At 62.2% G+C, this 25,213-nt stretch carries 24 protein-coding genes and 1 tRNA gene; 7 read left to right on the top strand and 18 right to left on the bottom strand.

Annotated elements, in window-relative coordinates; all coding sequences use genetic code 11:
• Nucleotides 1-22 precede the first annotated feature (22 nt).
• Entirely contained in the window at nt 23-1,708 is a 1,686-nt protein-coding gene (locus HG800_RS13840) for a hypothetical protein (RefSeq protein WP_169977228.1), read from the top strand.
• 58 nt (nt 1,709-1,766) lie between these two features.
• On the opposite strand, the gene HG800_RS13835 is transcribed toward HG800_RS13840, so the two are convergent.
• The 10 genes from HG800_RS13835 to HG800_RS13790 form a co-directional block, all read right to left on the bottom strand.
• Nucleotides 1,767-1,967 carry a hypothetical protein gene (locus HG800_RS13835; RefSeq protein WP_169977227.1) on the bottom strand — a complete coding sequence of 67 codons (201 nt, stop codon included), beginning with the start codon at nt 1,965-1,967 and terminating at the stop codon, nt 1,767-1,769.
• Nucleotides 1,968-2,149: 182 nt separating this feature from the next.
• A complete protein-coding gene (locus HG800_RS13830) occupies nt 2,150-3,397 on the bottom strand; it encodes a mandelate racemase/muconate lactonizing enzyme family protein (RefSeq protein ID WP_169977226.1) in 1,248 nt (415 codons plus the stop codon).
• 33 nt (nt 3,398-3,430) lie between these two features.
• Nucleotides 3,431-4,213 carry a M90 family metallopeptidase gene (locus HG800_RS13825; RefSeq protein WP_169977225.1) on the bottom strand — a complete coding sequence of 261 codons (783 nt, stop codon included), beginning with the start codon at nt 4,211-4,213 and terminating at the stop codon, nt 3,431-3,433.
• A gap of 93 nt (nt 4,214-4,306) precedes the next feature.
• Nucleotides 4,307-5,353: a DUF1559 domain-containing protein gene (locus HG800_RS27440; protein WP_169977224.1), complete on the bottom strand. Its 1,047-nt coding sequence runs from the start codon at nt 5,351-5,353 to the stop codon at nt 4,307-4,309.
• Nucleotides 5,350-6,045, bottom strand: coding sequence for a hypothetical protein (locus HG800_RS13815; RefSeq protein ID WP_169977223.1), 696 nt, complete (start codon nt 6,043-6,045; stop codon nt 5,350-5,352). Before HG800_RS13815 ends, HG800_RS27440 begins: the two co-directional genes overlap by 4 nt.
• A gap of 31 nt (nt 6,046-6,076) precedes the next feature.
• Nucleotides 6,077-7,279 carry a tetratricopeptide repeat protein gene (locus tag HG800_RS13810; protein ID WP_169977222.1) on the bottom strand — a complete coding sequence of 401 codons (1,203 nt, stop codon included), beginning with the start codon at nt 7,277-7,279 and terminating at the stop codon, nt 6,077-6,079.
• A gap of 18 nt (nt 7,280-7,297) precedes the next feature.
• Entirely contained in the window at nt 7,298-7,498 is a 201-nt protein-coding gene (locus tag HG800_RS13805; RefSeq protein WP_182830372.1) for a hypothetical protein, read from the bottom strand.
• A gap of 108 nt (nt 7,499-7,606) precedes the next feature.
• Entirely contained in the window at nt 7,607-8,479 is an 873-nt protein-coding gene (locus HG800_RS13800; protein ID WP_169977221.1) for an alpha/beta hydrolase family protein, read from the bottom strand.
• Nucleotides 8,480-8,757: 278 nt separating this feature from the next.
• Nucleotides 8,758-9,948, bottom strand: coding sequence for a haloacid dehalogenase type II (locus tag HG800_RS13795; RefSeq protein WP_169977220.1), 1,191 nt, complete (start codon nt 9,946-9,948; stop codon nt 8,758-8,760).
• 363 nt (nt 9,949-10,311) lie between these two features.
• Nucleotides 10,312-10,385: transfer RNA gene (locus tag HG800_RS13790), tRNA-Val, on the bottom strand.
• A 491-nt stretch (nt 10,386-10,876) separates the two neighbouring features.
• Here HG800_RS13790 and HG800_RS13785 point away from each other — a divergent pair.
• The 5 genes from HG800_RS13785 to arsS all read left to right on the top strand — a co-directional run bounded on the left by HG800_RS13785 (nt 10,877) and on the right by arsS (nt 17,470).
• Nucleotides 10,877-12,250, top strand: coding sequence for a hemolysin family protein (locus HG800_RS13785; protein WP_235963685.1), 1,374 nt, complete (start codon nt 10,877-10,879; stop codon nt 12,248-12,250).
• Nucleotides 12,251-12,292: 42 nt separating this feature from the next.
• Complete coding sequence (locus HG800_RS13780; protein WP_169977218.1) at nt 12,293-14,497, top strand: spermine/spermidine synthase domain-containing protein; 2,205 nt, start codon at nt 12,293-12,295, stop codon at nt 14,495-14,497.
• A 66-nt stretch (nt 14,498-14,563) separates the two neighbouring features.
• Nucleotides 14,564-14,899 carry an arsenosugar biosynthesis-associated peroxidase-like protein gene (locus HG800_RS13775; RefSeq protein WP_169977217.1) on the top strand — a complete coding sequence of 112 codons (336 nt, stop codon included), beginning with the start codon at nt 14,564-14,566 and terminating at the stop codon, nt 14,897-14,899.
• Between the two features lie 35 nt (nt 14,900-14,934).
• The gene (locus tag HG800_RS13770; RefSeq protein WP_169977216.1) at nt 14,935-16,320 is read left to right on the top strand and encodes a glutamate decarboxylase; all 1,386 of its coding nucleotides are present in this window, start codon (nt 14,935-14,937) and stop codon (nt 16,318-16,320) included.
• A 118-nt stretch (nt 16,321-16,438) separates the two neighbouring features.
• Nucleotides 16,439-17,470: an arsenosugar biosynthesis radical SAM (seleno)protein ArsS gene (gene arsS, locus HG800_RS13765; RefSeq protein WP_169977215.1), complete on the top strand. Its 1,032-nt coding sequence runs from the start codon at nt 16,439-16,441 to the stop codon at nt 17,468-17,470.
• A 65-nt stretch (nt 17,471-17,535) separates the two neighbouring features.
• Here arsS and HG800_RS13760 read toward each other — a convergent pair whose 3' ends face one another.
• From HG800_RS13760 to HG800_RS13735, 6 genes are all read right to left on the bottom strand, one after another.
• Nucleotides 17,536-18,324: a sugar isomerase domain-containing protein gene (locus HG800_RS13760; protein ID WP_169977214.1), complete on the bottom strand. Its 789-nt coding sequence runs from the start codon at nt 18,322-18,324 to the stop codon at nt 17,536-17,538.
• Between the two features lie 4 nt (nt 18,325-18,328).
• The gene (locus tag HG800_RS13755; RefSeq protein WP_169977213.1) at nt 18,329-19,171 is read right to left on the bottom strand and encodes an SDR family NAD(P)-dependent oxidoreductase; all 843 of its coding nucleotides are present in this window, start codon (nt 19,169-19,171) and stop codon (nt 18,329-18,331) included.
• A gap of 40 nt (nt 19,172-19,211) precedes the next feature.
• A complete protein-coding gene (locus HG800_RS13750) occupies nt 19,212-19,442 on the bottom strand; it encodes a hypothetical protein (RefSeq protein ID WP_169977212.1) in 231 nt (76 codons plus the stop codon).
• Between the two features lie 106 nt (nt 19,443-19,548).
• Nucleotides 19,549-20,010, bottom strand: coding sequence for a RidA family protein (locus HG800_RS13745; protein WP_169977211.1), 462 nt, complete (start codon nt 20,008-20,010; stop codon nt 19,549-19,551).
• Nucleotides 20,011-20,172: 162 nt separating this feature from the next.
• Nucleotides 20,173-21,414 (bottom strand): MFS transporter, encoded by a 1,242-nt coding sequence (locus HG800_RS13740; protein ID WP_169977210.1) that lies wholly within the window; start codon nt 21,412-21,414, stop codon nt 20,173-20,175.
• A 57-nt stretch (nt 21,415-21,471) separates the two neighbouring features.
• A complete protein-coding gene (locus HG800_RS13735) occupies nt 21,472-22,047 on the bottom strand; it encodes a hypothetical protein (RefSeq protein WP_169977209.1) in 576 nt (191 codons plus the stop codon).
• 238 nt (nt 22,048-22,285) lie between these two features.
• On the opposite strand from HG800_RS13735, the gene HG800_RS13730 reads away from it, so the two are divergent.
• Entirely contained in the window at nt 22,286-22,492 is a 207-nt protein-coding gene (locus HG800_RS13730; RefSeq protein WP_169977208.1) for a hypothetical protein, read from the top strand.
• 152 nt (nt 22,493-22,644) lie between these two features.
• Here HG800_RS13730 and HG800_RS13725 read toward each other — a convergent pair whose 3' ends face one another.
• Both HG800_RS13725 and HG800_RS13720 read right to left on the bottom strand, forming a co-directional pair.
• The gene (locus HG800_RS13725) at nt 22,645-23,244 is read right to left on the bottom strand and encodes a hypothetical protein (protein ID WP_169977207.1); all 600 of its coding nucleotides are present in this window, start codon (nt 23,242-23,244) and stop codon (nt 22,645-22,647) included.
• An 87-nt stretch (nt 23,245-23,331) separates the two neighbouring features.
• Nucleotides 23,332-24,885, bottom strand: a complete 1,554-nt coding sequence (locus tag HG800_RS13720) for an ABC transporter substrate-binding protein (RefSeq protein ID WP_235963684.1) — start codon at nt 24,883-24,885, stop codon at nt 23,332-23,334.
• Nucleotides 24,886-25,213: the final 328 nt, after the last annotated feature.

Raw genomic sequence — 25,213 nt, 5'->3', positions numbered from 1 at the left:
TTTCTTCTGCCGAGCACCTGGAATGAGACTGTTCTTGAATCGGATACCTTTCGCGTTCGCTTATGTGAATGTTGTACTGCTTTGCGCAACTGGAGAAGCATGTCATGGGCAGGAGGTGTTACCGATCACGGTCGAGGAGTGGTCGATCTGGACCGGTTCTCCGGCCCACGAACGCATGAACGACCGAAAGGCGTTCGGCAATGCGATGCCGAGCGTGGTCGGCACGGCTCGGCCGAGTCAGGATGGGACAGGGTCGAAGGGGCTGGCCATTGCTCCGGTTTCGGTGATCCGGCTTCTCGGAGCGCCGACAATAGACAATGATGTCGAGCTTCAGCTCACGTCGGGATCCTTCCTCTCGCACTGGCCTCCGGCCCGAGAACGGGTCGACAGTCTTCGATGGTTCGGGATCGATCTCTCGCGGACCGTTCCAGAGTCTCTGCCTCTCGTCTTTCTGTCGGAATCCCACCCCTTCCGGGCGCTCCGCGAGTTGGATGATTCACTGGTGATCGAGGTCGAAGCCAGGACGGAACGATTTCTCTCGTATGACGCCGAACTGGCCATGCCGATCCCACTGACACTTCAGGACGGCCCAGACGAGTACACGCTTCAGAATGTGTCATCGCAGACCTTGTATGATCTCGCGGTGATTGCCCCGGCCGAGGGAGGGTTCCGGATCGGCTGGCTTGACGAGCTTCCCGCCGGAACGCCCACCGAGGAGCCTCGCTCGGAGAACGCTGAGGGAGATTCGGACCCTGAAGACGGGACGGATACGAACAAGAACCCAGATCGCGACCCCACACTCGACCTCTTCGACGACGAAGCCCAGGACGTGGATGACCCCAAGCCCCAAGACTCCCCTCCCACCCCCCTCCCCGCCGAGGCTGATGCAACCGTTCGAGCCCAGACCGAGCAACGCTTGAATCAGCCTATCTTTTTTGATGGTTCTGAAATGCCCATTGCGGCCATCCTTCAACGGATCAGCACCCAAACCGGGCTGCAAACGGTGCGGGATGATCAGACGCTCGCTCTGGCATCGATCGACCTCGATGCCCGGTCGGCGGCTCCGACCGCCGGTCAACGTTCGGCTCGTGACGTTCTGGCCGAGGTGCTTGGCAACGCCGGCCTCAGTTATCGGATCATCCAGGACGGGTCCCTGTTGCTCAGCACCTCCGAGCGACTCAGCGCGGACGCCACCTCTCGCGAAGCTCAGGTGAAAGGCCCGCCCGTCACGCTCACGCTCTCGAAGGTGTTCCCAGCAACCGATCCCGAGTATGCCAATGTGTCAGATCAAGAGTTCTTGCGGCGTCTCGTTAAGCGAGGAATCGGCGAAAATCGGGCGAGCGTCACGATCAACGAACTGAGCGATCCGCTGTTCCGACCCGATCGACTGATCGTGCTGGCCCACCTCGATCGAGCAGCCCTCGACGAACTTGTACCGCTCGATGTGTTCCCCCCACCCAATCGCACCGTTCGAGTTGCCACGGTGATCATCTCCGGGATCGACCCCAACCTCTCAGACCAGGCAAAGCAATTGGTGGCTCTTCTTGGCGATCCGTCTGCGAGCGTCCGAGAGACTGCCGAGCGCGACCTGCTGACTCTGGGTCCGGTCGCCATTCCCGCACTCAAGGACGCCCTGAATCATAACGACCTTGAAATTGTGTTTCGGGTCGAACGCGTGTTACGGACGCTCAATCAGCCGATTCCTTGATTGATCGTGTTGGATCGGTCGATCGCCCCACGGTCCGAGCGCGATGGACCGCTTCCCTTCACGCAGCGTTCGAACACCCACTTCGGAGGACGGCTCGAAGCTGTTCGTACTGGGCATCGCTGAGATGCCCATCCAGTGCAATCATCTCGATTTCCTCGATGCACTGTGCAATCGTCTCGTCCTTGCTCGGATGCCAGGGATGGTGGGCGATCCGCTCGGCAGAGACAAGTAACCTCTCAAAATAGGTCATCGCGTTCATGATATGCCTCGCAATCACGAGTTCCTCATCTTCTGAGAAACCCCGATGCAAGGGTGATGCCGAACGGATTCGCCAGGGGCCTGGCTACGGTGAATGACCTGCTTTTTCTACCCATCGTGACGGACCACGGCGCAGAATCCTGGCGTCGAGAGCCAGAATGCTGTCGAGTGCCTCCGCTCGGATTATCCCGATGTCACGAGCGTTGCCTGACGAACGAACTGCTCGTCGATCGTCACGCCGAAACCCGGCCCGCTGGGCACCCGGATCACCCCGTTCTCACTCGACAGGGAGGAGGTGTCGCTGGTCACGGGAATTGAAGGGTCGCCCTTGTACTCGGTGAACGGCTCAGGGTTGGGGATGCACGAGACAAAGTGCGCCGCATCAAGGAACCCGAGTCCCGAGCCCGACATGTGCGGAGTACAACCCATGCCTGCCGCATGAGCCATTCGAGCAACTCGCATCGAGCGGATGAAGCCGCCGTAATAGTGGAGGTCGGGCTGCACGATGTCGACCCCTCGGTTTGCGATCATCCAGCGGAAGCGGTATTCGCTCGACTCCTGCTCCCCTCCAGCCACGGGTATCGTCAAGGAATCGGCAACCGTTTTTGTGTCTTCCAGGTGATCGAAACGGCAGGGCTCCTCGTAAAAGGCATAATCATAAGCTTCCATGAGGCGGCCGATTTCGATCGCCTTTGCAACGGAATACGAGCTGTTGGAATCGGCGTAAAGGGTCATGTCCGGGCCAAAGGCTTCGCGGACGAGAGGAATCAAGGCTTCGGTCCGGCCCGGAAGCGAGTCGGCATCATCGCGCCGAAATCGACCGCCAAGTCGGAACTTCACGGCCTTGGCCCCGCTCTCCGCAACAAGCTGTTTCAGGTGGTCAACTTCCTGCTCAGGGGTATTCCCCCGGTTCCCGCTTGCCTGGTACACGGCGATGTCACGGCGACGGGCACCGCCGAGCAGGTCGCCGATGGACTTCCCGGTGCACTTGCCCAGCAGGTCCAGAATGGCAAACTCGGCTGCGGCTACACAAACCCAGAGAGCGAGCCCTTGATATTTATAGTTGCTCGAATGCCTGGAAACCTCCCAGAGCAGGTCTTCCAGCATCCGAGCGTCCTTCCCGAGGAAGAACGGAGCGACCCGGTTCACGAAGATCGGATACGTGTGGATTAGATGCATCGAGTTGGGAACGGCCATCCCCTCGGCCCCGTCTCGGGTCCGAACGCGTACCAGGAACTCTTGACCGTTGCGGAGGAGGTCCAGGGCGGTGATCTCCAGGGGAGCCGTCAGTTCCTCGACCCGAAGGATCGGTTCCTGAGCGACTCGATCCAGGTCCTCGACCGTGATCGTCTGCTCCTGCTGGGCGCGAATTCGTCCCGCAGACAGTGCCAGAATGCCGGCCCCGAGGAGGTGTCGTCGGTGGAGTATCATCGTTGCTCCGATCGAGAGGGGTCGCAGGCTCACTCAGTCCAATGTCGTCATCTGGGTCGGGTCAAACCGATAGTATGCCTTGAGTTCTTCGAATAACTCGGGATGCGTGCGTCGAAGTTCCTCAGACTTCTCGAAGTAGCACTCGGTCGCCACAGCGAAGAATTCGGCTGGATTGGTGGCGCCGTACTGGTCAAGCACACTCAAGCGCCCAGACGCAGCGTCTTTGCGCAGTTGTTCATACTCATCGCCGAGGACGCGAGCCCAGGAGATGTAGCGGCTCCGATGCTCAAGGATTGGCGCCCCGTCGGCCGGACCGTTCTCCTGATCGAGTTGGTGCGCAAACTCGTGCAGGACGACGTTGTGCCCGTCGTGAATGTCTAAAGCGCCGGAACGCACATCGTCCCAGGCCAGGACCACCACACCATCCTTCCACGCTTCACCCAGACGGGCAACCTCCCCTTCAAGGACCAAGCCGCCGCCAATCGGCTCTCGCGCCCGGGCGACGTAGGCGCTCGGATAGACGAGAATGGTAATCAAACGAGGGTACAGATCCGTCTCCCGATGCAACAGAAGCACGCATGCCTGCGCGGCGATCGTGACGCGAATGGCATCGGTCAGCGTCAGCCCACCGCAGCCCTCGAAATGCTTCTCGGCGAGGAAAATCTGAATCAGCCCCTGGAGTTCCTGCCGATCCTCTTTGGAAAGGCGTTGATAAAGCGGAACTTCCCTGCTCAGGATCTCACCCCAATGATCGGGAAAGGGCTGGGAGCGAATCCGGTTCCGCCGCTGCCGTTTTGTTTCGAAGATCCCAAACATAAGCGATTTCCAGGCGTCTGAAGTGTTTTCGTCTTGAACATGCTGCTGGCGGGGCCAACCTGAGCAAGATTCGCCACGATGAAAGACGCATCGTTAGTACATCCCGTTCGAAATCGCTTCGTTCCCAGTCGGGGTACTCAGCGCCTTGAGGATCTGAGGATCGACTGTCTCCTTCACGAACCGGACCGATCCATCGGCGAACACAAAATTCGCTCCTCCAGGGGGAAACGGGCTTCCGAAGCCTCGGGGAGAGCGGTTGATCCCGAGGGCTGGGTCTCGCCACTGGATCGGATGGCCCCAGGCAAGGAACTCGGTCGCAACCTCTCCGGCCAGAATCGTGGTGGAGGCCCCATCCGTCAGGTCCGTCAGACTTCGTGGCATGTCTCCACCAAGAAGCCGAGCGTTCCCGGAATAATGGCTGAGGGCATACCCGGCCGCATCACTCCGATTGAGATTCCCGGAGTTGATGTTTCCGGGGTTGAGAAACATGAGCACTTCGGTCTGGAACGGTTCACGATTGGCGGGATCATCCCAGGGTAGTTCGAAGGTAATTTGGTCGTAAATCGCCTGATGCTCGACATAAGGCAAGAGCATCGCTTGCCATCCGTGGAGCGGTCGACCGCGATCGTCAAACGTCGCGCCGGGCGGGAAGGTGCCGTGCGAGTCGTGGTAGTTGGACAAACCGATGCCGATCTGCTTCAGATTGTTCGACGACTGAGCACGCTGCGCGGCCAGACTGACGAAGCCTGCGATCGGCTCGCCCGAAGTCAACAGCCAGCCGACTTGATGGACGACCCCGGTCGCCGCGATCCCGGCGAGGAACATCACGAGGATCACCCCCGTCATCGCCGCGGTCCACCGGAACGGCCAGGGTCGAGCGTGTTCTGAGCGTTCCGCGATGCGCTGCTGCGCGATCCAGCGAAGAAAGGCATGGGCACCAACCACGAAAACGACGATGCAAACCACTGCCGTAACCACCCCATCCCAGGCAATGGTGACCTCCGGCAGCACCCGGCCAAGGAAGAAGGCCCAGCCCACTGTCAGGGCAATCGTCACATCAAGCGGCACGACCAGACCAATGGTGGCAAGGCTGACGAGGACCACGATCGTCATGCAGCCCACGAAGATCGACCGTCTCATGGGGTTTGCTCCTCTCCGAGCGCGTGGTCGATCGCGTCGGAGGTCATCACGACGATCCGGCCATCGGTCTGGAGCACGAGGCAATCGAGGTCGAAGAGTTCCGGTTCGTAAACGAGCGGCTTGTGGCCCTCGTCGGCGATCTGTCCGGGCACATAGAGGTACCGCATGCCGCAGGGGTCGGGCACCTGCCACGCCTCGTCGGGGATGGCGGTCAGGTCGTCCGGGGAAGGGAAACGACCGTCGTGGCTTCGAGCATAGGTCCAAAGGGCGATCCGAAGCCGGTCGAGCGCCCGGCGGCGTTCCTCAAGGAGCGGATCGGGGGAAACCTCCGTGGGGCTCTCCTCAACAATCGTATACGTCAACCCCTGCTTTTCCCAGGCGCCGGGTGTCATCAGTTCCCGGGCACCGGAGATCATGGTCAGGATGAGGACGAACAGGAACCCCCAGAGCGTGATGAGGCCGAGGGCCTTGCCGAACGTCAGTCGGGGGAGCCAGGTAAAGTCCTTGCTCAGCCCGTTCCAGATGCGCTGCACGATCCACGAGCAGATGAGGATTCCGAGCAAAAAGAATGAGAGCGTTTGCATCCGCATCCGGGCCAGGTCGGTCAGGGTGATCGAGGGCATCCCTGCCCAGGCAACCTCGGCACTGGCGAGGACGATCACCACGCTCATCCCAGGCCGCTTGAATCGCATCGCCATCCTCCCACGTTGAGAGAAAACCGGTTCAAGGGGCCTCTTGAATGACATCGACCTCGATCACGAGATCCTGTCGAAGAAAGAGGCAGACACCGCCCAGGTCCTCGCACACATTGTACAGGGCAAAGGCAGGAATGCGCGTCGGGCCGGTCGCCGAGGAAGGAACCTCGACCTCGAAATCGAGGCGGCGAATCTCGTTCGTTTCGGCCTCGTCCCCCTGAGGGGCCGTCAGCAACTTCCCTGAGACACGCCATCCTTCAGGAGGTTCGATCCACAGGCGCAAGGGCGTCGACTCGTTGTTCCAGTGGGCCTTCCGGATCGCATTGGGCAGGAAGGTCACATGAACCCGAGCTGTTGCTCCCGGACGAACCTTCGCGGGGACGACGGCGACCTCGGCCTCGATGAGCCCTTGCCGATCGCGATTGATGCGACCCTGGGGATCGGGGGACTGCTCGACGGCGTCGAACACCTCGAAGTCTCGGGAGGGCTGGGCAATCTCAGCCCCGGTGGGCATGACGGCGAGCGGAACCTGCGGCTCTCCCCGGGCGGCGAGTGCCTCGGTGGCCTCGTCCACCCAGTCATAAAACGGGTACGGTTTGGCCAACCGGGGGCCGTACTGCTCGATTCGACGTCTCCAGATGTACTGATTCGGTTCCTGATTGAGCGCCTGGCCCCAGGCATCGACGGCCGCCTGGAAGTCGCCGGGGAGTCGATGGGGCGACTCGAACCGCATCCGGTGGCAAACTCCGAGCCGAAAGCGACTGTCAGCATCGTCCGGCCGGAGCGCGAGGGCATGTTCATACGCCTCGATGGCCTCGTCGATCCGACCGATGCCGCCCCACAAGGCCAGGGCATCTCCCAGCGATCGCCAGGCATCGGCGGTCGGGTTCGATCGGGCGAGGTTCCTCAAGGTGTCGAGATCGGGAGGTTGGGCAGAAGCAACTTCGGCGTTCGTGTGCTCGGCCGGGAACGAGCGATCGAGGAATTCCGCCTCGAACGTCTCCAGCCGAGGCTGAAGGTCGCGCACGATTCCATGCTCGTCAATGGCGGTGAGAATCGGCACGGCCTCCGACTGGAGCACATTGATCGGATCGTGAAGGATCGGGAACTCAAACTCCTGCCACCGGGCGAACAGGCGGCAGCGGTCGGCGTGCTGTTCCTGGGTGACGCCGAGTAGGACCAGGCGTCCGTCGTTTACCCACGATCGGGTCGAGTCGTGCCAGACCGGCACGTGCCTGCGGCAGCCCGCTCACCACGAGGCGAACTGGATCAACAGGACCTTCTTGCCCCGGAATTGCGAGAGTGAAACGGGATCGCCCCCGTCGATGCTCGGGAGGACGAAATCCGGGTACCGCTCACCAACCTGAGGAGTCTCGGCCCCAGCCTGGCTCGGCGTTCCGCCCGTGACAACGGCGGCACAGGCGGCCAGAATGGAAGTCCATCGTCGCATGATCATGCTCCCGAGAAAGAGGTCGCCACGTTCATCCGGTTGGCGACCAGTGTACCATGCCCGCGAGCCGAGCGGTGCCCTGTTGAAACGAACTCCCGGAGCTTGCAATCAGGGCTTGTCTGGCTCGCTCGCTGTCGCATGGGCGATCACGAACGCGACGAGCTCCGGGCTCTGAAACCAGCCTGGCCACATGGTATGCCCGCCCCCTTCAACGACGCGCAGCGTCATCTCGCCACCGAACTTGCTGTAGTTCTCGGCCAACGCCGCCGAATTCGCCTCGATGGGAACGACCGTGTCCGCGTCTCCGTGGAGGTGGAAGACCGGCACGCCCGCCCTCGCCAGCGTCTCGACCCGGTCCACCGGATTGTGCAACGTGAGGGCGTCGGTCAGTTTCTCCGGAGTCATCCCATAGGCGGCAGACGCTCGATCAACGCCGGGATAGCTGCGAAGGTCGCAAACCGGGTAGATACCGGCAATGCAGGCCACCGACTCGGGATGCTCGACCGCCCAGTTGTAGAGCATCAGGCCCCCTCGGCTTCTCGCCAGCAGGCAGGGCCGCGGTGAGAGTCCGCGTCCTTGAACGAGCGACTCATAAAAGGCGGTGTAGCGTGCCCGTCCCTCGGGGCTCCCGAACGACTCTCCCACGTCGATCCCGCCGATGGCGATCCCGGCCTTGAGGAACCGCTCGAACATCCAGCGCTCCTCGGGTCCCGGCAACCTTGGAAGGGTCGGGGCGTACCAGACCCACGGCATGCCTTCGGTCGCGGATGCTCCTTCCGGCAGGATGAGGAAGGCGGTTTGTCCCTCGACCTGAAAGACTTCTCCGGGCATCGGGAGTTCCTTCGACGGCTCGTCAACCACCGGCGGGGCAGCTCCGCCTTGCCAGGCCTGAGCGCCGTCGGGGCTCAGGACGAGCGCCACCGCAAGCAGGGTCGACGGAACGATCCCTCGGAATCGAGAGCAAACTCGAAACATGATCATGCTTTTCCTCGTTTTATCGTCCTGATCGGTGAGGTCAATCCGGAGATCACCAGGCCCGCGAATCGATCGGATTCGATGCGTCCGAGCATACCACAGGTGGTCCCCTCCGACCCTCGTCTCCTGAACGAGGCGTCTGACGGAGAATTGCTTCAGAAGGCTGCCTCTCGCTCCCGGCTGCGAGATCTTTCCAACGCAAGGGTTCCGATGGCGACGATCAGGAACCGTACTCTCCTCAGAGGTCGGGACAGGGCGTGCCGATCTGTTGATTCCGTCAGCGTTCAACCCCGCAACGCCAAGGTCGTGATCGACGCCCGACATGGCCTTCCACCCTTGTCGGGCCTGATGACCAGCCGCAGGTGGGTGACGCGATCGGCTCGAACCTCCCAGTCTTCCCGCTCAAAGGTCGATCCGGTCGGACTGAAGCCGTATTCCTGCCGGAGGACTTCCCGGTAGGTCTGTCCGCCGTCGGTCGAGAGAGCCAGCTGAAGGTCCTGAGTGCGGGCGACGTTCCGCTCCTCAACTTCGAGCGCAACCCGAGTGATTCCCTGAGGAGCATCGAAGGCCAGGATCAGCGTCTGCTCGCCGGGCGTGCCCGCGATCCAACGCGAACCTCCGGGACCTTCAGAGTCATCGAAGGCATGGTCGATCGGATGCTCGGGGTCTTCCGACGTCACCCGCACTGCCGCCTCGGCCGCAAGGTCGATCACGCGACCCGAGGTCTCTGGAGGGTGCTCCTGAGGGTCGAGGATCTTCTTGAGAAGCACCGGTTCTCCCCTTTCCGCTCGCGAAGACGAGACCAACCGCGCCACCATCTCAGGAAGGTCTGCGAAGGAAGGGACCGTGGCATCGACGGCCGGGCCGAGCGGATACAGCGACTGGCCCGGCCGAGCGACAAAGGCCGTCCGCATGCCGACCCATGACGCCCCCGCCACGTCCCAACCGTGAGCGGCGACGAGCAGACACTCCGAGACCTCCACCCCCAGTCGGCGAGCAGCCCAGCGGTAGACGTGGGGATGCGGTTTGAAGCGCCCAATCTCCTCGACGCTCAGCATGGCCTCGAAAAAACGCTCCAGGTCGGCATGCGTCATCTGATCGGCCAGGACCGCCCTGGAGGAGTTGGTCAGGGTCGCCAACCGGTATCCGTCGTCCCGCAAGCGTTCGAGGGCCGAGGTGACCTCGGGATGCGGAGGCAGCGCCCGCATCAGAGCCAGGCAACGCCGCGCCGTGTGGTGATCCAGCCGGATTCCTTGGCCCTCGGCGATCATCTGCAGGCAGGCAACCCCGATTTCGTCGAAGTGCTGGTCGCGATCGGCAACCGTCGCCACGAGTGAATACTGGAGGAGCGTCGTGAACCAGAGCGACGCCAGGTCCGGTCGACCTCCAAGGGCCTCAGCCACGCTCACTTTTAAGGGCGTCAGGTCGAGCAGCGTCTCGTTCACGTCAAAGACGATGATCTTGGGGCGTTCCATCGGCCTGTCCCCCGTGTTGCGTTGCGATCGACGCCTTGATCGTCGCCTCACCGAGCAAGGCAAACGCTCAGATCACTCAGGATTCTGACACCTCCAATCCCATCCAACGCAAGCATCAAGCCTAACTCACCGAGTCGACCCGGTGCGCATCAGCCATCGATCGAAGGCTTCCTCGTCCCTCGATTGAGATTGCGCTGCATCCTCGTTCTTGACCATCGGACCCGCAAATCGATCCGGTCAAGCACGTCGTCACCACGAGTCGCCGAGCAACCTCGACGGTCGTATCACCCGAATCGTCCCCGATCCGGCCCCCCCCACCCCTGGGGAACCTCTCACTCCAAGATCGGCAACACATGAGAAAAATGGGCGGCACTGGACTCGAACCAGTGACTTCCACCGTGTGAAGATGGCGCTCTAACCAACTGAGCTAGCCGCCCGAGGCAAGGTGGGAAAAACCAGTCTCACATTAACGAGCGGATTGGCCGGGTTCAAGGTGAAAAATTCCCGGTGTTGAGGAATCGAGAGCAAATCGAGGAGAAAGGGAACCAATCGAACAGCAAAGTCAGGGGGGCACAGGATCGACGGATGACGAGCCGGATCGCGTCGAGCAGTCGGCGAAGGGAGCGCACCGAGCACGAACACTTGAGGAAGATCGTCTGGGCCATTGCAGCGGTCGGCCGTTCAAGGGAAGGACCAGGTAAAAGCTTGAGGTTGATAGGATGCGGAGGAGGCAGGACGACCGCAAAGCCTGAGAAACAGTGAATCGGCGGGGCTCGGGTAGAAGAATCGTGCGAGGGGAAGTCAGTTCGGGTAAGATCGCGGGGAAGACAGGGCCTTTGGGTCGATCGGCGGTGGGGACGCATTCGGGCCCCCGTCGCGCGGAGATCACCCCGGGGGCCGCCATCATCGCACAGGCCCGAGGATGGGCATGGTCGAATTCTTGGTTGTGGCCGGGTTGCTGCTGGCCAACGCCTTTTTCGTCGCGGCCGAGTTCGCGCTGGTCAAGGTTCGGGTCAGCCAGATTGATGAGCTGGCCGGACAGGGCGATTGGGCGGCGAAGGTCACGGGCCGGTTGCTCGACCATCTCGACGCCTACCTGTCCGCCTCGCAATTCGGAATTACGCTGGCGAGCCTGGGGCTGGGCTTCGTCATCGAACGATCGGTCGAACCAGGGATTGAAACCCTGCTGCACTCGATGGGTCTGCCGGAACGTGCGCTGGAAATTCAAGGGCAGCGGATTCCGATCATCCCCGCGTTCGCCTTTATCTTCGTGACGTTTCTCCACATTAGCATTGGCGAACTTGTCCCAAAAAGTTTGGCCATTCGGGCGGCCCGGCCCATGGCGCTGATCACCGCACCGCCGTTGATGGCCTTTTACTACCTCTTCTTCCCGGTGATCTGGCTGCTCAATGGCTTCAGTGATCTCATTCTTCGCCTGGCCGGAATCGGCAAACTCGACCACGAAGCACTCGCCCATACCGAGGAAGAACTCAGGCACATTCTTTCCGAGAGCAACCAGGGGGGCCACCTTTCCCGGTTTGAACGAGTGATGATTGAGAATGTCCTCAATCTTGAAGAAAAGACCGCTGAAGACGCAATGGTCCCCCGGATTGATATTGTGTACCTGAGCCTTGCCCGGTCGGTCGAGGAAAATTTACGGATCGCCCGCCGCGCCGGACACACCCGGTTCCCGCTCTGCGAAGACGACCTGACAACGGTTGTCGGGTTCATTCATGTCAAAGATCTTTTCCGTTCCAGTGGCTCGGACGACGGCCGTCCCGACCTGCGTCGGCTCGCTCGAACCGTGCCATTCTTGCCGGAAACCATGCAGCTCGACCTGCTCTTGCTCGAATTTCAGCGGAATCAGATCCACCTTGCCATGCTGTTAAACGAACATGGCGACGTGGTGGGCATGGTCACGCTGGAGACCGTTCTGGAAAAGCTCGTCGGCCAGATTCAGGACGAGTTCGACCGTGAACCCCCTCGCGTTGAATCCAAGGACGGAGGCGCATTTGAAGTCGACGGCGTCTACCCCGTCGATGAACTCCGCGAAGCCAACGCCGTGGCCGTGCCCGAAGGAATCGACTCGCGAACCACCGGTGGGCTGGTCGTCGAGCTTCTCGGACGCCTGGCCACCGAAGGAGATGCCGTGGTCGTTGGGCAACACCGTCTTATCGTTCTCCATGCCGAGCCAAACCGGGTCAGACGCGTTCGGGTCGAACCCATCAGCACTGAATCGCTTGAACACCCGGAACACGACCCTAACCCCTCTGACTCCCCTGGCACCGAAGACCCATCCTGACCATCCCGATCGCCCGATTCCTCGCCGGAAAGCTCAGAACGCATGGAATCTTCATCACCTTCGGAAAGCACGATCACAACCCGGCGCGCGTATGTCGAACTGTTTCTCATCAGCTTCGTCGCGCTGTTCCTTGAGTTGGCCTGTATTCGATGGTTCGGGGCCACAGTGGCGTTTTTGACGTTCTTCACGAACCTCGTCCTGATGGCGTGCTTCCTGGGACTGTCTGTCGGTTTGCTCGCGGCAGGCTCGACCAGAGACTATGCTCGCCTCACACTTCCCGTCGGACTTGTCGCGGCCTTGCTGGCGCAATGGATTCTTTATGCCCACCAGACAGGCGGAGGTGTCATGGTCGAGGTGGGAGGGCAAGGATCTCCACAACAGATCTATTTTGGAACAGAATATCTCGCTCGCGACCCGTTCGCCTGGGTCATTCCCATCGAGGTGCTGGCCGGGGTCTTTTTCGTTCTGATTGCTGTGATGTTCATTGGCATTGGCCAGGTGATGGGCCGACGCTTCAACGCCATTCCCCACCGGGTTGCAGCCTATTCCACCGACATCGCCGGAAGTCTCGTCGGCATTGCGGGATTCGCAATCGCCTCGCGCTTCGAAACCACACCGCTCCTGTGGTTCGCCGTGGCATCAGGAGTGTTCATCGCACTCTTGCGCACGCGATCGATGCTGCAAATCGGTTCCCTCATCGGCCTGATCTACCTCGCGGCCCTCTCTGCCTTCGGGCCTGGCAACGAGGCCCGCACCTTCTGGTCCCCCTATTACAAGGTCGAATACTCGGCCGACTCTCGCCTCATCGAAACCAACAACATCGGCCATCAGCAAATGGTCGACGTCAAGACCACCGGTCGCGCCTACTGGCTCCCGCACCTGCTCAATCGGGCCGGCGGCGGCAACGCATTCAAGGATGTGTTGATCATCGGGGCGGGGTCGGGCAACGACGTGGCCTCCGCCCTGCAATTCGGGGCCGAACAGATTGACGCGGTCGAGATCGACCCCACCCTTCAACGGCTCGGGCAACAGCACCACCCCAACCGACCCTATCAAGACCCCCGCGTCACCGTCCACCTGACCGACGGCCGAGGATTCCTGCGTACGACTGAGAAACAATACGATCTCATTATTTATGCGCTCGTCGATTCCCTCGTCCTTCATTCCGGCTATTCGAGCCTGCGCCTGGAGAGTTTCCTCTTCACCGATCAGGCCATGAAAGATATCCAGGCGCGACTGAAACCCGGTGGCGTTTTCGCGGCCTACAACTATTATCGGCAGGGCTGGGTCGTGGGACGAATCGACCTGATGATCGACGCCGCCTTCGGTGAGTCCCCCGTCGTCTTCTCGCTCCCCCCCCAGGACGAAATCCGCCCCGACGCCTCACAAAGCAACCACATCACTTTTCTCATGGCCGGCAACGGCTCGACCCCCTCTGTCGAAGAGGCCCGCCGTCGATTCGCCGCCAACGAGGTCCTCGTCACATCCCTCGACCCCGAATCCGCGACCATCGACGGGTTTTTCGCCCCTCGATCCGAAGGCCCCATCGATGCGCTTCGCCCCGCCCAGGTCATCAAAGCTGGCATCGCTGACGTCCCGACCGACTCCTGGCCCTTCCTCTACCTTCGCGAACCTTCCATCCCCGACCTGAACCTCCGAGGAATGGCGATTGTCGGTATCCTCTCCCTTGGCTTGATCCTGGCATTCGCCCCCATCAGACGAGGACGACCCGATGTACAGATGTTCTTTCTTGGTGCCGGCTTCATGCTCCTGGAAACCAAGGGAGTCGTTCACATGGCGCTACTCTTCGGATCCACCTGGGCAGTGAACTCCATCGTCTTCGGTGCAATCCTCGTGATGATCTTGCTCGGAAATCTCTTTGTGATCCGTGTGAAGCCAACGCGACAGTGGCCCGCTTACGTGGCGCTGGTGCTTGCTTTGCTGGCCAACGTCTTGGTCCCCCTGGAGACCTACCTCGCCCTGCCGGATGTGCTCCGCGTCATCGTCTCCTGCACCGTGGTCTTCCTCCCTGTCTTCTTCGCGGGAATCATCTTCGCAACCGCCTTCCGAGACCGAGTTCGCCCTGATCTCGCACTCGGGGCCAACGTGGCCGGGGTGGTGGTGGGCGGCCTGAGTGAAAACCTCTCGCTCGCCATCGGCTTTAACAACCTCATCTGGGTCGCCGTCGGCTTTTATGTCCTCTCGGCACTCTTTGCCCGATTACGGCTTTCACCCATCCCGACATAACGTTCGATCGGCGAATCGCCGTATCATCACGCCTCGCTTGCCCTGCGAAAAGGAGTTGACACCCTCATGGCCTCGTCCTATTACAACCCCGAGGACCTCCCTCGATTCCCGGAAATTGCCGAGGGTGCCCCTGCCCTCTGGGAAAAATTCCAGGAATGGTACGGCGCCGTCTTCGAGGATGGCGCCCTCTCAGCCCGAGAGAAAGCCCTCATTGCCCTGGCCGTCGCACACAACGAGCGCTGTCCCTATTGTATCGACGCCTACACGCGCAGTTGTCTTGAGAATGGTTCAAACCTCGAACAGATGACTGAGGCCGTTCAGGTCGCCGCCGCCTTGCGAGCCGGAGTCGCCCTGGTCCACGGCGTCCAGATGAAGGACATCCACGACTCCCTCTCCATGTAAGCTCCTCTGCTCTTCCGACCAAGGCTCCGAGGCCCATGAAACCGATTCGCCACACCGAGACCCAGCTGTCGCCGACCTACGCCTCGCGAGACTTCTCCCGCTCGATCCCCCGCGACCGCATCCCCGCCGACGGTATGTCCGCCGATGTCGCGGCTCGTCTCGTGCGCGATGAGCTGCAACTCGACGGCAACCCCGCGCTCAATCTCGCGAGCTTCGTCACGACCTGGATGGAGCCCGAAGCCGACCGATTAGCCGTGGATGTTCTGAACAAAAATTTGATCGATCAAGACGAATACCCTCAGACCGACGAGATCCACCACCGCGTCGTCAGCATGATCGGCCGCCTCTTCCACGCCCCGGATGACGCCACCCCCGTCGGCACCTGCACCGTCGGATCGTCCGAGGCGATCATGCTCGGCCTCCTGGCCCACAAGTGGGCCTGGCGAAAACGACGCGAATCCCAGGGGCTTCCCACCGATCGACCCAACGTCGTCTTCGGCGCAGATGTTCATACCTGCTGGGAAAAATTCACGCGTTACTTTGATGTTGAGGCCCGCGTTGCCCCTCTCTCAACCGATTGCCACATCCTCACGCCGCAAGGCGTGTCCGACCGCATTGACGAAAATACGATCGCCGTCGGCTGCGTCCTCGGCACCACCTTCACCGGCCAGATCGACCCGATCAGCGACATTGCCTCCCTGCTCGACCGCGTCCAGACCGAGCACGGATGGAACATCCCCATTCATGTTGACGCGGCGAGTGGCGGTTTCATCGTTCCCTTCGCCAATCCCGACCTCGTCTGGGACTTCCGCCTCGAACGGGTTCGCTCCATCAACGTTTCCAATCACAAGTTTGGACTCGTTTACCCGGGAATTGGAACGGTCGTCTTCCGAGATACCGCCGATTTACCCGACGAGCTGGTGTTCAAGATCAGCTACCTCGGTGGCGAAATGTCGAACTACAGCCTGAACTTCTCCCGTGCCAGCGCTCCCGTTCTGCTTCAGTATTACAACTTTCTCCGACTCGGCTTCGCCGGATACGCCCGGATTGTCGGCAATATCATGGAGAATGCCACGTATCTCCAGGATCGGATCGACGCGATCGGCCGCTTCCGACGCCTTGGCGACACCCGAGCCATTCCCGTCGTCGCCCTGACCCTCGCCGACCCCTCGGAGCCTGCCGAAACCCTCGACCTGCTTTCCGAGACCCTCCGAGAACGGGGCTGGATTGTCCCTGCCTACCCCCTGCCTCCCAATGCTCAGGAGATTCGCGTTCTCCGAGCCGTGGTCCGAGAGAACCTGAGCCGCGATCTCGCCGAACTGTTCGTCCGCGATCTTGAAGCCGCGCTGGCCAAGGTCGATCGCCTTCGACAGGTGCATCTCCCCGTCGTTTCCGACAATCAACCGCACGGCGTCTGCTAATCTCGTTTCTTCCTGAGTCCTGCCAATCGCTTGCCCGCGAACGATCCCGTTTTCATCCTCCACATGGTACGATCAGGGCAGCCCCCGTTTCCTTTTCGACTCGACTCACGAGCCTGTCATGCCCCGCAGTCTTCTCGGCCAGGGACACCCCCTGGCAACCGTCGACGAGCAACTTCGAATCCTCCGGCCCTCCGGAACCTTTCGGCCCTTTCACGAGTCGCTTGCGTCGCATGGGCTTCATCCCCTGACGCGCACTGGCATCGACGTCTTGCAGATCAACCTCGGCAAGATGTGCAATCAGACATGTAAACACTGCCACGTCGACGCCGGTCCCGATCGGACCGAGATCATGACCCGAGAGACCATGACCCACTGTCTCCGGGTTCTCGAAGCAACTGGGATTCCCCGCGTTGATCTCACCGGCGGAGCTCCCGAACTGAATCCTCACTTTTCCTGGTTCGTCGAACAGATTCGACACCTCGGCCGACACGTCATCGATCGCTGCAACCTGACCATCCTCACCGTCCCCCGCTTCAAGACTTTGCCCGAGTTTCTCGCCCAGCATCGCGTTGAAACCGTCGCCAGTCTCCCCTCCTACCTCCCTCGCTCGACCGACTCCCAGCGTGGCTCCGGCGTCTTCGACGACTCAATTGCCGCCCTCCGCCGCCTCAATGGCCTCGGCTATGGAGTCCCCGACTCCGGACTCCTGCTCCACCTTGTCTATAACCCGACCGGCGCGTTTCTTCCCCCGAAACAAGCCTCGATCGAGACCGATTTCCACCGCGAACTCAACAACCGATACGGCATTGTCTTTAATCACCTCTACGTGATTACAAACATGCCTATCAACCGATTCCTGGAATTCTTGATGCGCACGAACCAGTACGATGCGTACATGAATCGCCTGATTTCTTCCTACAACCCGACTGCTGCCGAAGGGGTCATGTGCCGCAGTCTGCTTTCGGTGTCCTGGGACGGCACCCTGTACGACTGCGATTTCAACCAGCAGCTCGACCTGCCCACCCGGCCGCGCCACATCGCCGACTTCGACCTCGATCTCCTTACCACCGAACCGATCGTGACCGGGCTGCACTGCTACGGCTGCACGGCCGGTTCCGGCTCCAGTTGTGGAGGCCAGGTGGCACCCTGATCACTGATGGGAATGGGGCGTCAGAATCGGATTCATCGAGAAGCGTGCGATCGAGGGTTCCGTCCCTAGCGATAGAGCACGCCCACACGTCTCCGGTAGTCGTCATACGTCTCGTCGAACAAGGTCCGTGCCCGATCGGTGCCAACGTGGCAGGCGGCGGTCAGCACCTTCGGCGGCCGACCGGCTTTGGTGAGCAGGCGGGCAACCTCGGCCTTCACGAGGTTGATCATCGTGCAACCGCTGACGGACGAGATCGGCGCGACCGGAGTGTCGAGTCCCTCAATCCAGACGCTCGAATCCCCTGCCGGGGCCTTCTGATCGAGCACCAAATCCGCCACCTCGTGCAACTTCTTCCCCGACTCATGGCGCGAGGTCGACACCTCGCTATGAGCCAGCGAGGTCAGGGCTACGACCGTCATTCCCAGACGTTTCGCCTCATTGGCCACATCAATCGTCACCGCATTGCAACCACTTGTGGAAATGGCGAGCACGCAGTCGCGCGGGTCTGTCACAAAGTTCCGCCAGAGGACCGGCCCAAAACCCTGCACATTCTCGAGAAACATCGCCTGACGCTGCCCGTTGGGACCAACCACCGGATTATGAAAGGTCATGGATAACTCGACAATCGGATGGAACCCGGGGAACGATCCATACCTCGGAAACATCTCCTCGACTGCCATCCGAGAGTGGCCGGTTCCAAAGACGTGGACCAAACGATCAGCAAGTATCGTCTCCGCAAACTGCTGGGATACCTGACGGATGGCATCAAGCTGGGATGCTTCGATCGCGTCAATGGCCGATCGGGCGGCAACCAGGTATTGCGCAAGAACATCATTCCGTTCACGATCCGCCATTGCGTTATCCGTTCAAGAGTTGACCATCGGAAAGGGACCAGCCGCCATCGACCTCCAACACAACCCCCGTCAGAAACCGACTGGCCGGTTCGGCCAGAAAGAGGGCGGCCTCGGCCACGTCGAGCGCCGATCCGGGACCACCGGCCATCGGTTGCTTCGTATGCAGGTAGTGCCGGATGGCCAGGTCGTTGACGGCTCGCGTGGCCATTGGCGTTTCGATCAGCCCGGGAGCGATCAGGTTGATCCGGATGCCGTCGCGTGCGTAACGAGCCGCTGCGGCTCGGGTCAACGATTCGATCGCCCCCTTGCTTGCCGCATAGGCAATCGTACCGAAATAGTCGGGAGCCGGAGACCGAGCCAGCACCGAGCCGACGTTGACGATCGATCCGCGCAAACCAGTCAACTCATGTAAATTTTCTCCTGGGCAATTTGTGATCATCCGTCGAACCGCCTCCCGATTCGTCAGAAAAACACCGCGGGCATTCACACCCATCACCGTTTCCCAGCCGTCCAGGGTACAGGCATCAAGTGGGCCATCACCGAAGCGTCGGCCGCTGATCCCGGCCACATGCACCAGTACATCGAGCCGCTCGCCGAGCCAGGCCACCGCCCGATCGAACAACTCAATGACCGAGTCCTCGTCGGAGACGTCCGCCTGTTCACTCCAGACCGGACCGAGCGGGCCAAGCCGGCTCATCGCCTCGCTCGCCTCCTCGGGAGTCTTCCCCGAGACGACCACACGTGCACCTTCCGCGAGGAAGCGCTCGGCCGTTGCCAGTCCAATCCCACCCGTTCCCCCCACGATCAGGCAGGATCGGCCGTCGAGTCGTCCTCCCGGTCGAGTCACGGTCCGATCCCTCTTTGGTTGATTGATGGGAGTGCATCCGTCAGGCAAAGCCAAAGTCGCTGCTTGTGCCGGAGCCGTCTTGTTCCAAAAGGATGAGAATGTAGGGTGTTACGGTACCTTCGGTATGAAAGGGTGTTTCTCGGACGGGCACCCACCCCTCGGCCAGCATCGACGGCAAGCCGGAGGTCTTCTGGGTTCCACCGTCCTGTACCAGCCAGCAATTGCCATTGTAATCAAGAATAACATATCGGTACTCAGCTTTTTTGTGCATTCATCGTACCCTGGTCTTGAGTTGCGAGAAGTGCGGCACACCTGCTCAACAGCCCCGCTCATTCCATTCCCGCGAGGGGGGAATGGGATGAGCGGGCCTTGCTCCGTCAGTCCTTGATCTGAAAAATTGCCTCGATCTCGACGGCGATGTTACCTGGCAAGCTGTTGGTCCCCAATGCGCTCCGGGCCCCAACGCCGGCGTCGCCGAAGACATCTCGCATCAGGTCGGAGTAGCCGTTGACCACCTGAGGTTGCTGGGCGAATTCACTCGTGCAATTGACGAGGGCGAGCGTCTTGATCAGTCGCTCAACCTTGTCGAGCGTCCCCAGGTGGGATCGCAAGGTGGCGAGAATGGCCAGTCCGACCTGTCGCGCGGCGATCTTCCCAGCTTCCAGGTCGAGCTCGGCCCCGAGCTTTCCGGTGTACATCGAGCCGTCGGGCTTCAACGGGCCGTGCCCCGAGACGTAAAGCAAGTCCCCGTGACGGTTGGCCGTCACGTACGTCGCCACCGGTTTCGGGGCCTTGGGCAGTTCCAACTTCAGTTCGTCGATGCGAGCGTCGGCTCCCATGATCGGGTGATCCTCTGTGCTGCGGGGTGATTCGAATAACGGGTCCATTTCGGCCATTGAGGCTACCGCGGACACCCGCTCGAATCAACCGCCGCGGGGACGTTGCCCGATCGAGCTGCGCGATGAGACGTGAGCAGGCCAAGCGAGCATGGTTCAGGTCCCTCAGACGTCAGCGTTGGAGGCCGCACTCGCCAGGTGGACTTCACCCGCTCGATCGCCCGAAGATTGGGCCGTCCGAATCGCCCAGCCGGACAATAGCAAGGCCAGCGTGGCGATCACCGCCCCTTCCCAGTACGGAGCGGAGGGTCCGTAGCGGGCAAGCAACTCATTCGCAGTCTGATAATTAATCAATCGTGCAAACGTTTGCGCCGAAAGCAAGGCTCCGAAGATGGCTCCCTGTCGGCTCGGTGTGACCGAACGCGAAAGCAGGCCCGAGACGGTCGGCGCCGCGAGCCCCTGGCCCAGACCGACAAGCACCACCGCCAATGCCAGTCCGGCCGTCGTTTGCACGATCGCCAGCGAGGCCAACCCCGAAGCCAGCAGGGCAAGGCCGACAGGGATCAGGCGAGGCTCGCCGAACCTGGGTACGAGACGACGGATCAGGCCTCCTTGCATGATCGCGCTGACCAGACCGAGCGCAGCGAACCAATAGGCGGCCTGGCCGGCCCCGCGTCCCATCCGGCGTTCCAGGTAGAGGCTAAACGTTCCCTCCAGGCTGGCGAAGGCGAAGACGACCAGCGCCCCGAGGAGGACGAGTGGTCGGGCGTTTCGATCGCCGACGGCCCGGACGAGCCCTTGCCAGCCGGGAGCGCGGACGGCCGCCCTTGGTACATTCTCGATCCCCGGGGGGCGGGATTCGGGCAACCATCGCCAGGTCAAGATCCAGGCAAGTGTTGAAAATCCGGCTGCGACCAGAAACGGCAGACGAAGGCTCCAGACCGGCCCGATCGGCAACGAGACAAGGAGCCCCCCAAGCAACGGTCCGAGCACGAATCCCACGCCGAAGGCCGCGCCGATGAGGCCGAGCCCCTTGGCTCGCTCCTCCGGTTTCGTCACGTCGGCAATGTACGCCTGGGCGACCAGTATATTACCGCCGGAGAAGCCGTCGAGCATCCGGCCGAGCAGCATGATGACGAAGACATCCGTCAGGCCGATCATCAGGAACGAGAGCGTGGTGCCGACCTGGCTGATGAGCAAGATCGGCCGACGCCCGTAGCGGTCGCTCAGGCGTCCGAGGATTGGCCCGGCGATGAGCTGGCAGAGCGGGAAGGCAGCGAACAATGCACCGATCATGCGCTCGTCAAAACCGTATTGCTCGGCGTACCGAGGCAAGAGCGGCATGACCAGCGAGAATCCGAGCAAGTCCACAAGCACGATGGAAACGACGACCAGCAGCGGCGACATCGGCGGGGAGGTTCCTCTGCAGAGGTCCGGAATCAGAACCAAGGGAGGGAGGCGAGTTCAGACAGTCGGGAGGCGATCGGCGGGAGGAGCGACCGAGGGGGGGGCGGCCGGGTCCGGGTCGGTGGAGATCAAGGGGGGAGGCCGAAGGCGATCGACTTCAGCCGTGAGGGCTCGGGTCATCGCCTTCTGACCGAGAATCGCCAGGGTGAAGACGGCAAGGGAGGCCCCCTGGTAGCCGATCGCCACCGAGGCCAGGCCCAGATGAGCGAGACTCCAGGGCGACCCCGGACTGCTCGATCCGGTCTGGAACCCGAGCCAGGACGCCATCGCAAGAAGCCCCAGACTTCCAACCGCGAGCGGAGCAACCCGTCGGCGGTTCCGGATCGCTCGGGAGTGGAATCGCCCCGGAAGTCCTGCGTCACGCTCGACCCGGCGAATCCAGGCTTCACGAGAACCGATGCTGGCAATCACGAGCGTATTGACCAGGACACCGGTCATCGTCGCCGCAGGTCCGAGCCGATCGTGGAGCCCTTGCCAGGAACCCTCAGCCACCCCTCCGAACAGGCCCGACCCGAAGGCGGCCAGCAGAAGCATCGCATGAAGGAAGGCCGATCCGAGGAAGATCCGGTCCATGACCGCCGTGTGCTCCTCCCGATCATTCACCTGGCGTTGTCCGCCGATTCCCGAACACTCGATCGCGAAGCACCAGGGTACGCGATCGGGCCTTCGTCCGGCAACGCTCGTGCTCCCTGGATCTGACGGCGCGGCAATTGCACTGATACACTGAAGGCGAGGTTCGCGAGGCTCCGACGATGGGAGCACGATGCCGGCGATGCCGCCCTTTGGTCTTCAACAACTCCGAGAGGCTCTCATGAGCGATTCCGACTCCATCCGAGAGGTTGTGCACGATCTTCGAAACCGGCTCAGTGCCATTGCCTCGGCCGCGACCGCAATCCGAAAATCCCAATTTGAGAAAGAACTTGGTGAGGAAATGCTCGAGATCATCCGCAACAACGTCGAGCAGGCGACGGCTTCGCTCAACGCGCTCGACATGCTTGGAAGCCAGGGCGAACCCTGACGGCTCCTGCTCCGAGGATCGGCGTTGGGCCAGGATCGTCCGGCGGCTCGGCAATCAACCACCGAGGCCAAGACCGCTTCGAAGGCGGCCGGCCCTGGTGGATCGAGCCGATCGCTGCGAGTCTTCCGCAAAGGGACGGGCCGTTGATCAGGTCATCCCCTGGCCTGAAGCATGGGCAGGAGCGGGTGGCGTTCCAGCAGATGCTCGCCCCGGAGCAACGGATGAACACGAAAGAAGTGTGATGCCAATCGGGCAGAACCCATAAGCAGCTCTTTCTCGATCAGGTAGTAGCGATTGTACGCCTCGATCCGCGTGTTGATCGGGTCGAGATTCAACTCCTCGACGTGGCGGGACCAGCGGCGGTTGAACCGGGTCAGGCTGCCGATGAGGTCGCGAGCCACAGCCCGACGACGCCGAGTCGAGGCCGGCCGATCGGCCCAGAGGGCCTCGGTCGGGGCGTTGGCCAGGCTCCAGAGCGGCGCGACGGGACCATCGAAGCGATCGGACCAATCGTCGGGACCGACTGCCACGGCGGCCCATTGCCGGAGGCGAAGGTGGACCATTTCCAGCATCTCGGCCCGGACCCGTCGGCAGTGCCCGTGCAGGCGATTGAGGGCCTCCTCAACGTCCTGGCCCCGTCGGACAAACGCGGGAGCGCTGTCGAGGTTGCACAACTGCTCGATCGTCAGGTCGACATCACCCCGCGCGGTCCGCTCGTTCGAGAATCCAACTCGGGGGGTGGGCAGAGACATGGCGGTTGCTCAACTCAACTCAGGTCAGGAACGGAGCCTCAGGGAAGACATTCAGAGTCAGGGATGGATCGGCCAATCGCGGGGTGATTAGCGGGGAGGGGGCTGATCGGAGGTCACGAAGGCATTGAGACTGCGACGGTAGTGCCATTTCTGGCGATCGAGGCCGAGGTCTCGGGAGCGGGCGTCCCAGGCGTCGGCGGCGGATTGGAGGGCCTCGGCGGGGGGGGAGTCGCCGGTCGCGGCCGAGGCGATGGCCTGGGCAAGGTCGTCCAGATACCCCGAGGCGCCGGGGATGCGAAGGCCGACCAAGACGCGATCGGCCAGGAAGGTCCGCGAGACGGCGTCGGACCAGTCGCGACGGCTCAGGCCGGGCAGGTCACGGCCGAGGGGAGGCCCCTGGCCGACGAGGGGGGAACGGACCGGGAGCATCGGCACGCGGAGATCGACCCGGAGCCGGGAGGCCGTGTCGGGCTCGATCAGGTAGCGGGCGAAGTCCTCGGCGGGATCGGCCTGAGCGGTGGCCGACGAGACGCCTACTAACCAGCCGCCGCCACCGGGCAGGTAGCCGGGGCGGTTCGGGGGATCGGCAGGGTCGTACGCCCCCCGGATCGCCTCGAACATGCGGTCGGAGCCGGGCAGGCGGGCGATACCCAGCTCGGCCTCGTCTCCCTCGTCGAGCCACGAGGCGTAGCGCTCGGCTCGGTCGATGAGCAGGGCGACGGAGCCGGAGCGGAAGGCTGATCGGGCGGCCTCGGCATCGAACGAGGCTACGCCGTCCGGCCCGGCCTCTTGCAGGGCGACGAGGGCGTCGAGGGCCTCGACGAACGGCGGGTCGGTGAGGCGGGCGGCCATGGAGTCGGGGTCGAAGAGGAGGGAGAAGTAGTCGCGATGCAGGCCGAGGGCGGCGGATCGGGCGAAGAAGGTCTCGACCCCAAGCCGTTCGACCTCATCCGGGGCAAAGGCGAGGGCGATGCCGGCGTCGGGCTGGCCGTCGCCGTTGCCGTCGCGACCGTGGAGGAAGCGGGCGAGGGCGTCGAGCTGCTCCCAGGTGGTCGGCGGGTCGAGGCTGACGCCGGCGGCCTCGGCCTCGGCGGCAAGGTCTTCCCCTTGAAAGGCCTTGACCCGGTAGACGAGCACCAGGGCTGAGCCGCCGAGGGGGAGGGCCACGCGATCGTCGCCGTACTTCGAGACCTCCTCGCGGTAGACGTCGAAGACCTGAGCGAAGGCAAGCTGCTCGCCGATGCCGACTTCGACGGGGGCGGGCGCGTCGGGGTCGGCCGAGCGATCCGGGGGAGTGACAAGGGAATCGGGAAGGACGCGGAGGCGGTCGGCGTCGATCAGGGCGCCGAGCTGGTCACCGGGGAAGACGAGGACGTCGGCCCCGTCGGCGGCAGGGAGGTCGGGGGCGGCCTCGATCGTGACCGAGCCGCCTCGGCTGCGTTCCCACTCGCCTCGGCGGTCGTCGAGCATACCGACCAGCGCCGGTTCTCCGAGCACGGCGACCCGGAGGGAGACGCCCGCGAAGGGCTCGACGAGGTCGCCCGGTTCAGGCCCCCCCCGGTTGCCGCAACCCGCCGAGACGATCATGCCGACGACCATCACCACGACAACCGCCAGACCTTGCCCTGCCCGATGCCCCATGATGTGCCCAAGCTCCCGTGATGTCTCAACGGCCCAGGAACCCGACCCCGGTCGGCTCAACGTGATCGGCCCGAAGTCTCGTGAGTATCGTAATGGGGCCACTGATCCTCGGTCAAACGGAGAACGAGCGGGAGGCGGATGAGGAGCGACGGAGGAGAAGGGAGGTGATGAGCCTCGGATGAAACACGGATGAAACACAGATGGGAGGATGGGAGGAGAAGCGAGAACGAGATGGATCGGCAAACCAAACCGGCGGCAACGAGGCCGTCGGCTTGTCCCGAGCGTGTCATCTCTCATCCGCAGTATGTTTTTATCTTGATTATTTCAT

This window comes from Tautonia rosea, assembly GCF_012958305.1.
GTDB classification, from domain to species: Bacteria; Planctomycetota; Planctomycetia; order Isosphaerales; family Isosphaeraceae; genus Tautonia; species Tautonia rosea.
This window is presented reverse-complemented; position numbering and strand designations above follow the sequence as displayed.

What these genes read in the sequence shown, in the direction of transcription:
- HG800_RS13830 (WP_169977226.1), bottom strand. Translation starts at nt 3,397, where the DNA reads ATGATACTCCACCGACGACACCTCCTCGGGGCCGGCATTCTGGCACTG.
- HG800_RS13825 (WP_169977225.1), bottom strand. Translation starts at nt 4,213, where the DNA reads ATGTTTGGGATCTTCGAAACAAAACGGCAGCGGCGGAACCGGATTCGC.
- HG800_RS13745 (WP_169977211.1), bottom strand. Translation starts at nt 20,010, where the DNA reads ATGGGAGCCGACGCTCGCATCGACGAACTGAAGTTGGAACTGCCCAAG.
- HG800_RS13785 (WP_235963685.1), top strand. Translation starts at nt 10,877, where the DNA reads ATGGTCGAATTCTTGGTTGTGGCCGGGTTGCTGCTGGCCAACGCCTTT.
- HG800_RS13775 (WP_169977217.1), top strand. Translation starts at nt 14,564, where the DNA reads ATGGCCTCGTCCTATTACAACCCCGAGGACCTCCCTCGATTCCCGGAA.
- HG800_RS27440 (WP_169977224.1), bottom strand. Translation starts at nt 5,353, where the DNA reads ATGAGACGGTCGATCTTCGTGGGCTGCATGACGATCGTGGTCCTCGTC.
- HG800_RS13840 (WP_169977228.1), top strand. Translation starts at nt 23, where the DNA reads ATGAGACTGTTCTTGAATCGGATACCTTTCGCGTTCGCTTATGTGAAT.
- HG800_RS13805 (WP_182830372.1), bottom strand. Translation starts at nt 7,498, where the DNA reads ATGCGACGATGGACTTCCATTCTGGCCGCCTGTGCCGCCGTTGTCACG.
- HG800_RS13735 (WP_169977209.1), bottom strand. Translation starts at nt 22,047, where the DNA reads ATGGACCGGATCTTCCTCGGATCGGCCTTCCTTCATGCGATGCTTCTG.
- arsS (WP_169977215.1), top strand. Translation starts at nt 16,439, where the DNA reads ATGCCCCGCAGTCTTCTCGGCCAGGGACACCCCCTGGCAACCGTCGAC.
- HG800_RS13835 (WP_169977227.1), bottom strand. Translation starts at nt 1,967, where the DNA reads ATGAACGCGATGACCTATTTTGAGAGGTTACTTGTCTCTGCCGAGCGG.
- HG800_RS13800 (WP_169977221.1), bottom strand. Translation starts at nt 8,479, where the DNA reads ATGATCATGTTTCGAGTTTGCTCTCGATTCCGAGGGATCGTTCCGTCG.
- HG800_RS13780 (WP_169977218.1), top strand. Translation starts at nt 12,293, where the DNA reads ATGGAATCTTCATCACCTTCGGAAAGCACGATCACAACCCGGCGCGCG.
- HG800_RS13770 (WP_169977216.1), top strand. Translation starts at nt 14,935, where the DNA reads ATGAAACCGATTCGCCACACCGAGACCCAGCTGTCGCCGACCTACGCC.
- HG800_RS13720 (WP_235963684.1), bottom strand. Translation starts at nt 24,885, where the DNA reads ATGGGGCATCGGGCAGGGCAAGGTCTGGCGGTTGTCGTGGTGATGGTC.
- HG800_RS13730 (WP_169977208.1), top strand. Translation starts at nt 22,286, where the DNA reads ATGAGCGATTCCGACTCCATCCGAGAGGTTGTGCACGATCTTCGAAAC.
- HG800_RS13760 (WP_169977214.1), bottom strand. Translation starts at nt 18,324, where the DNA reads ATGGCGGATCGTGAACGGAATGATGTTCTTGCGCAATACCTGGTTGCC.
- HG800_RS13795 (WP_169977220.1), bottom strand. Translation starts at nt 9,948, where the DNA reads ATGGAACGCCCCAAGATCATCGTCTTTGACGTGAACGAGACGCTGCTC.
- HG800_RS13750 (WP_169977212.1), bottom strand. Translation starts at nt 19,442, where the DNA reads ATGCACAAAAAAGCTGAGTACCGATATGTTATTCTTGATTACAATGGC.
- HG800_RS13815 (WP_169977223.1), bottom strand. Translation starts at nt 6,045, where the DNA reads ATGCGATTCAAGCGGCCTGGGATGAGCGTGGTGATCGTCCTCGCCAGT.
- HG800_RS13725 (WP_169977207.1), bottom strand. Translation starts at nt 23,244, where the DNA reads ATGTCTCTGCCCACCCCCCGAGTTGGATTCTCGAACGAGCGGACCGCG.
- HG800_RS13740 (WP_169977210.1), bottom strand. Translation starts at nt 21,414, where the DNA reads ATGTCGCCGCTGCTGGTCGTCGTTTCCATCGTGCTTGTGGACTTGCTC.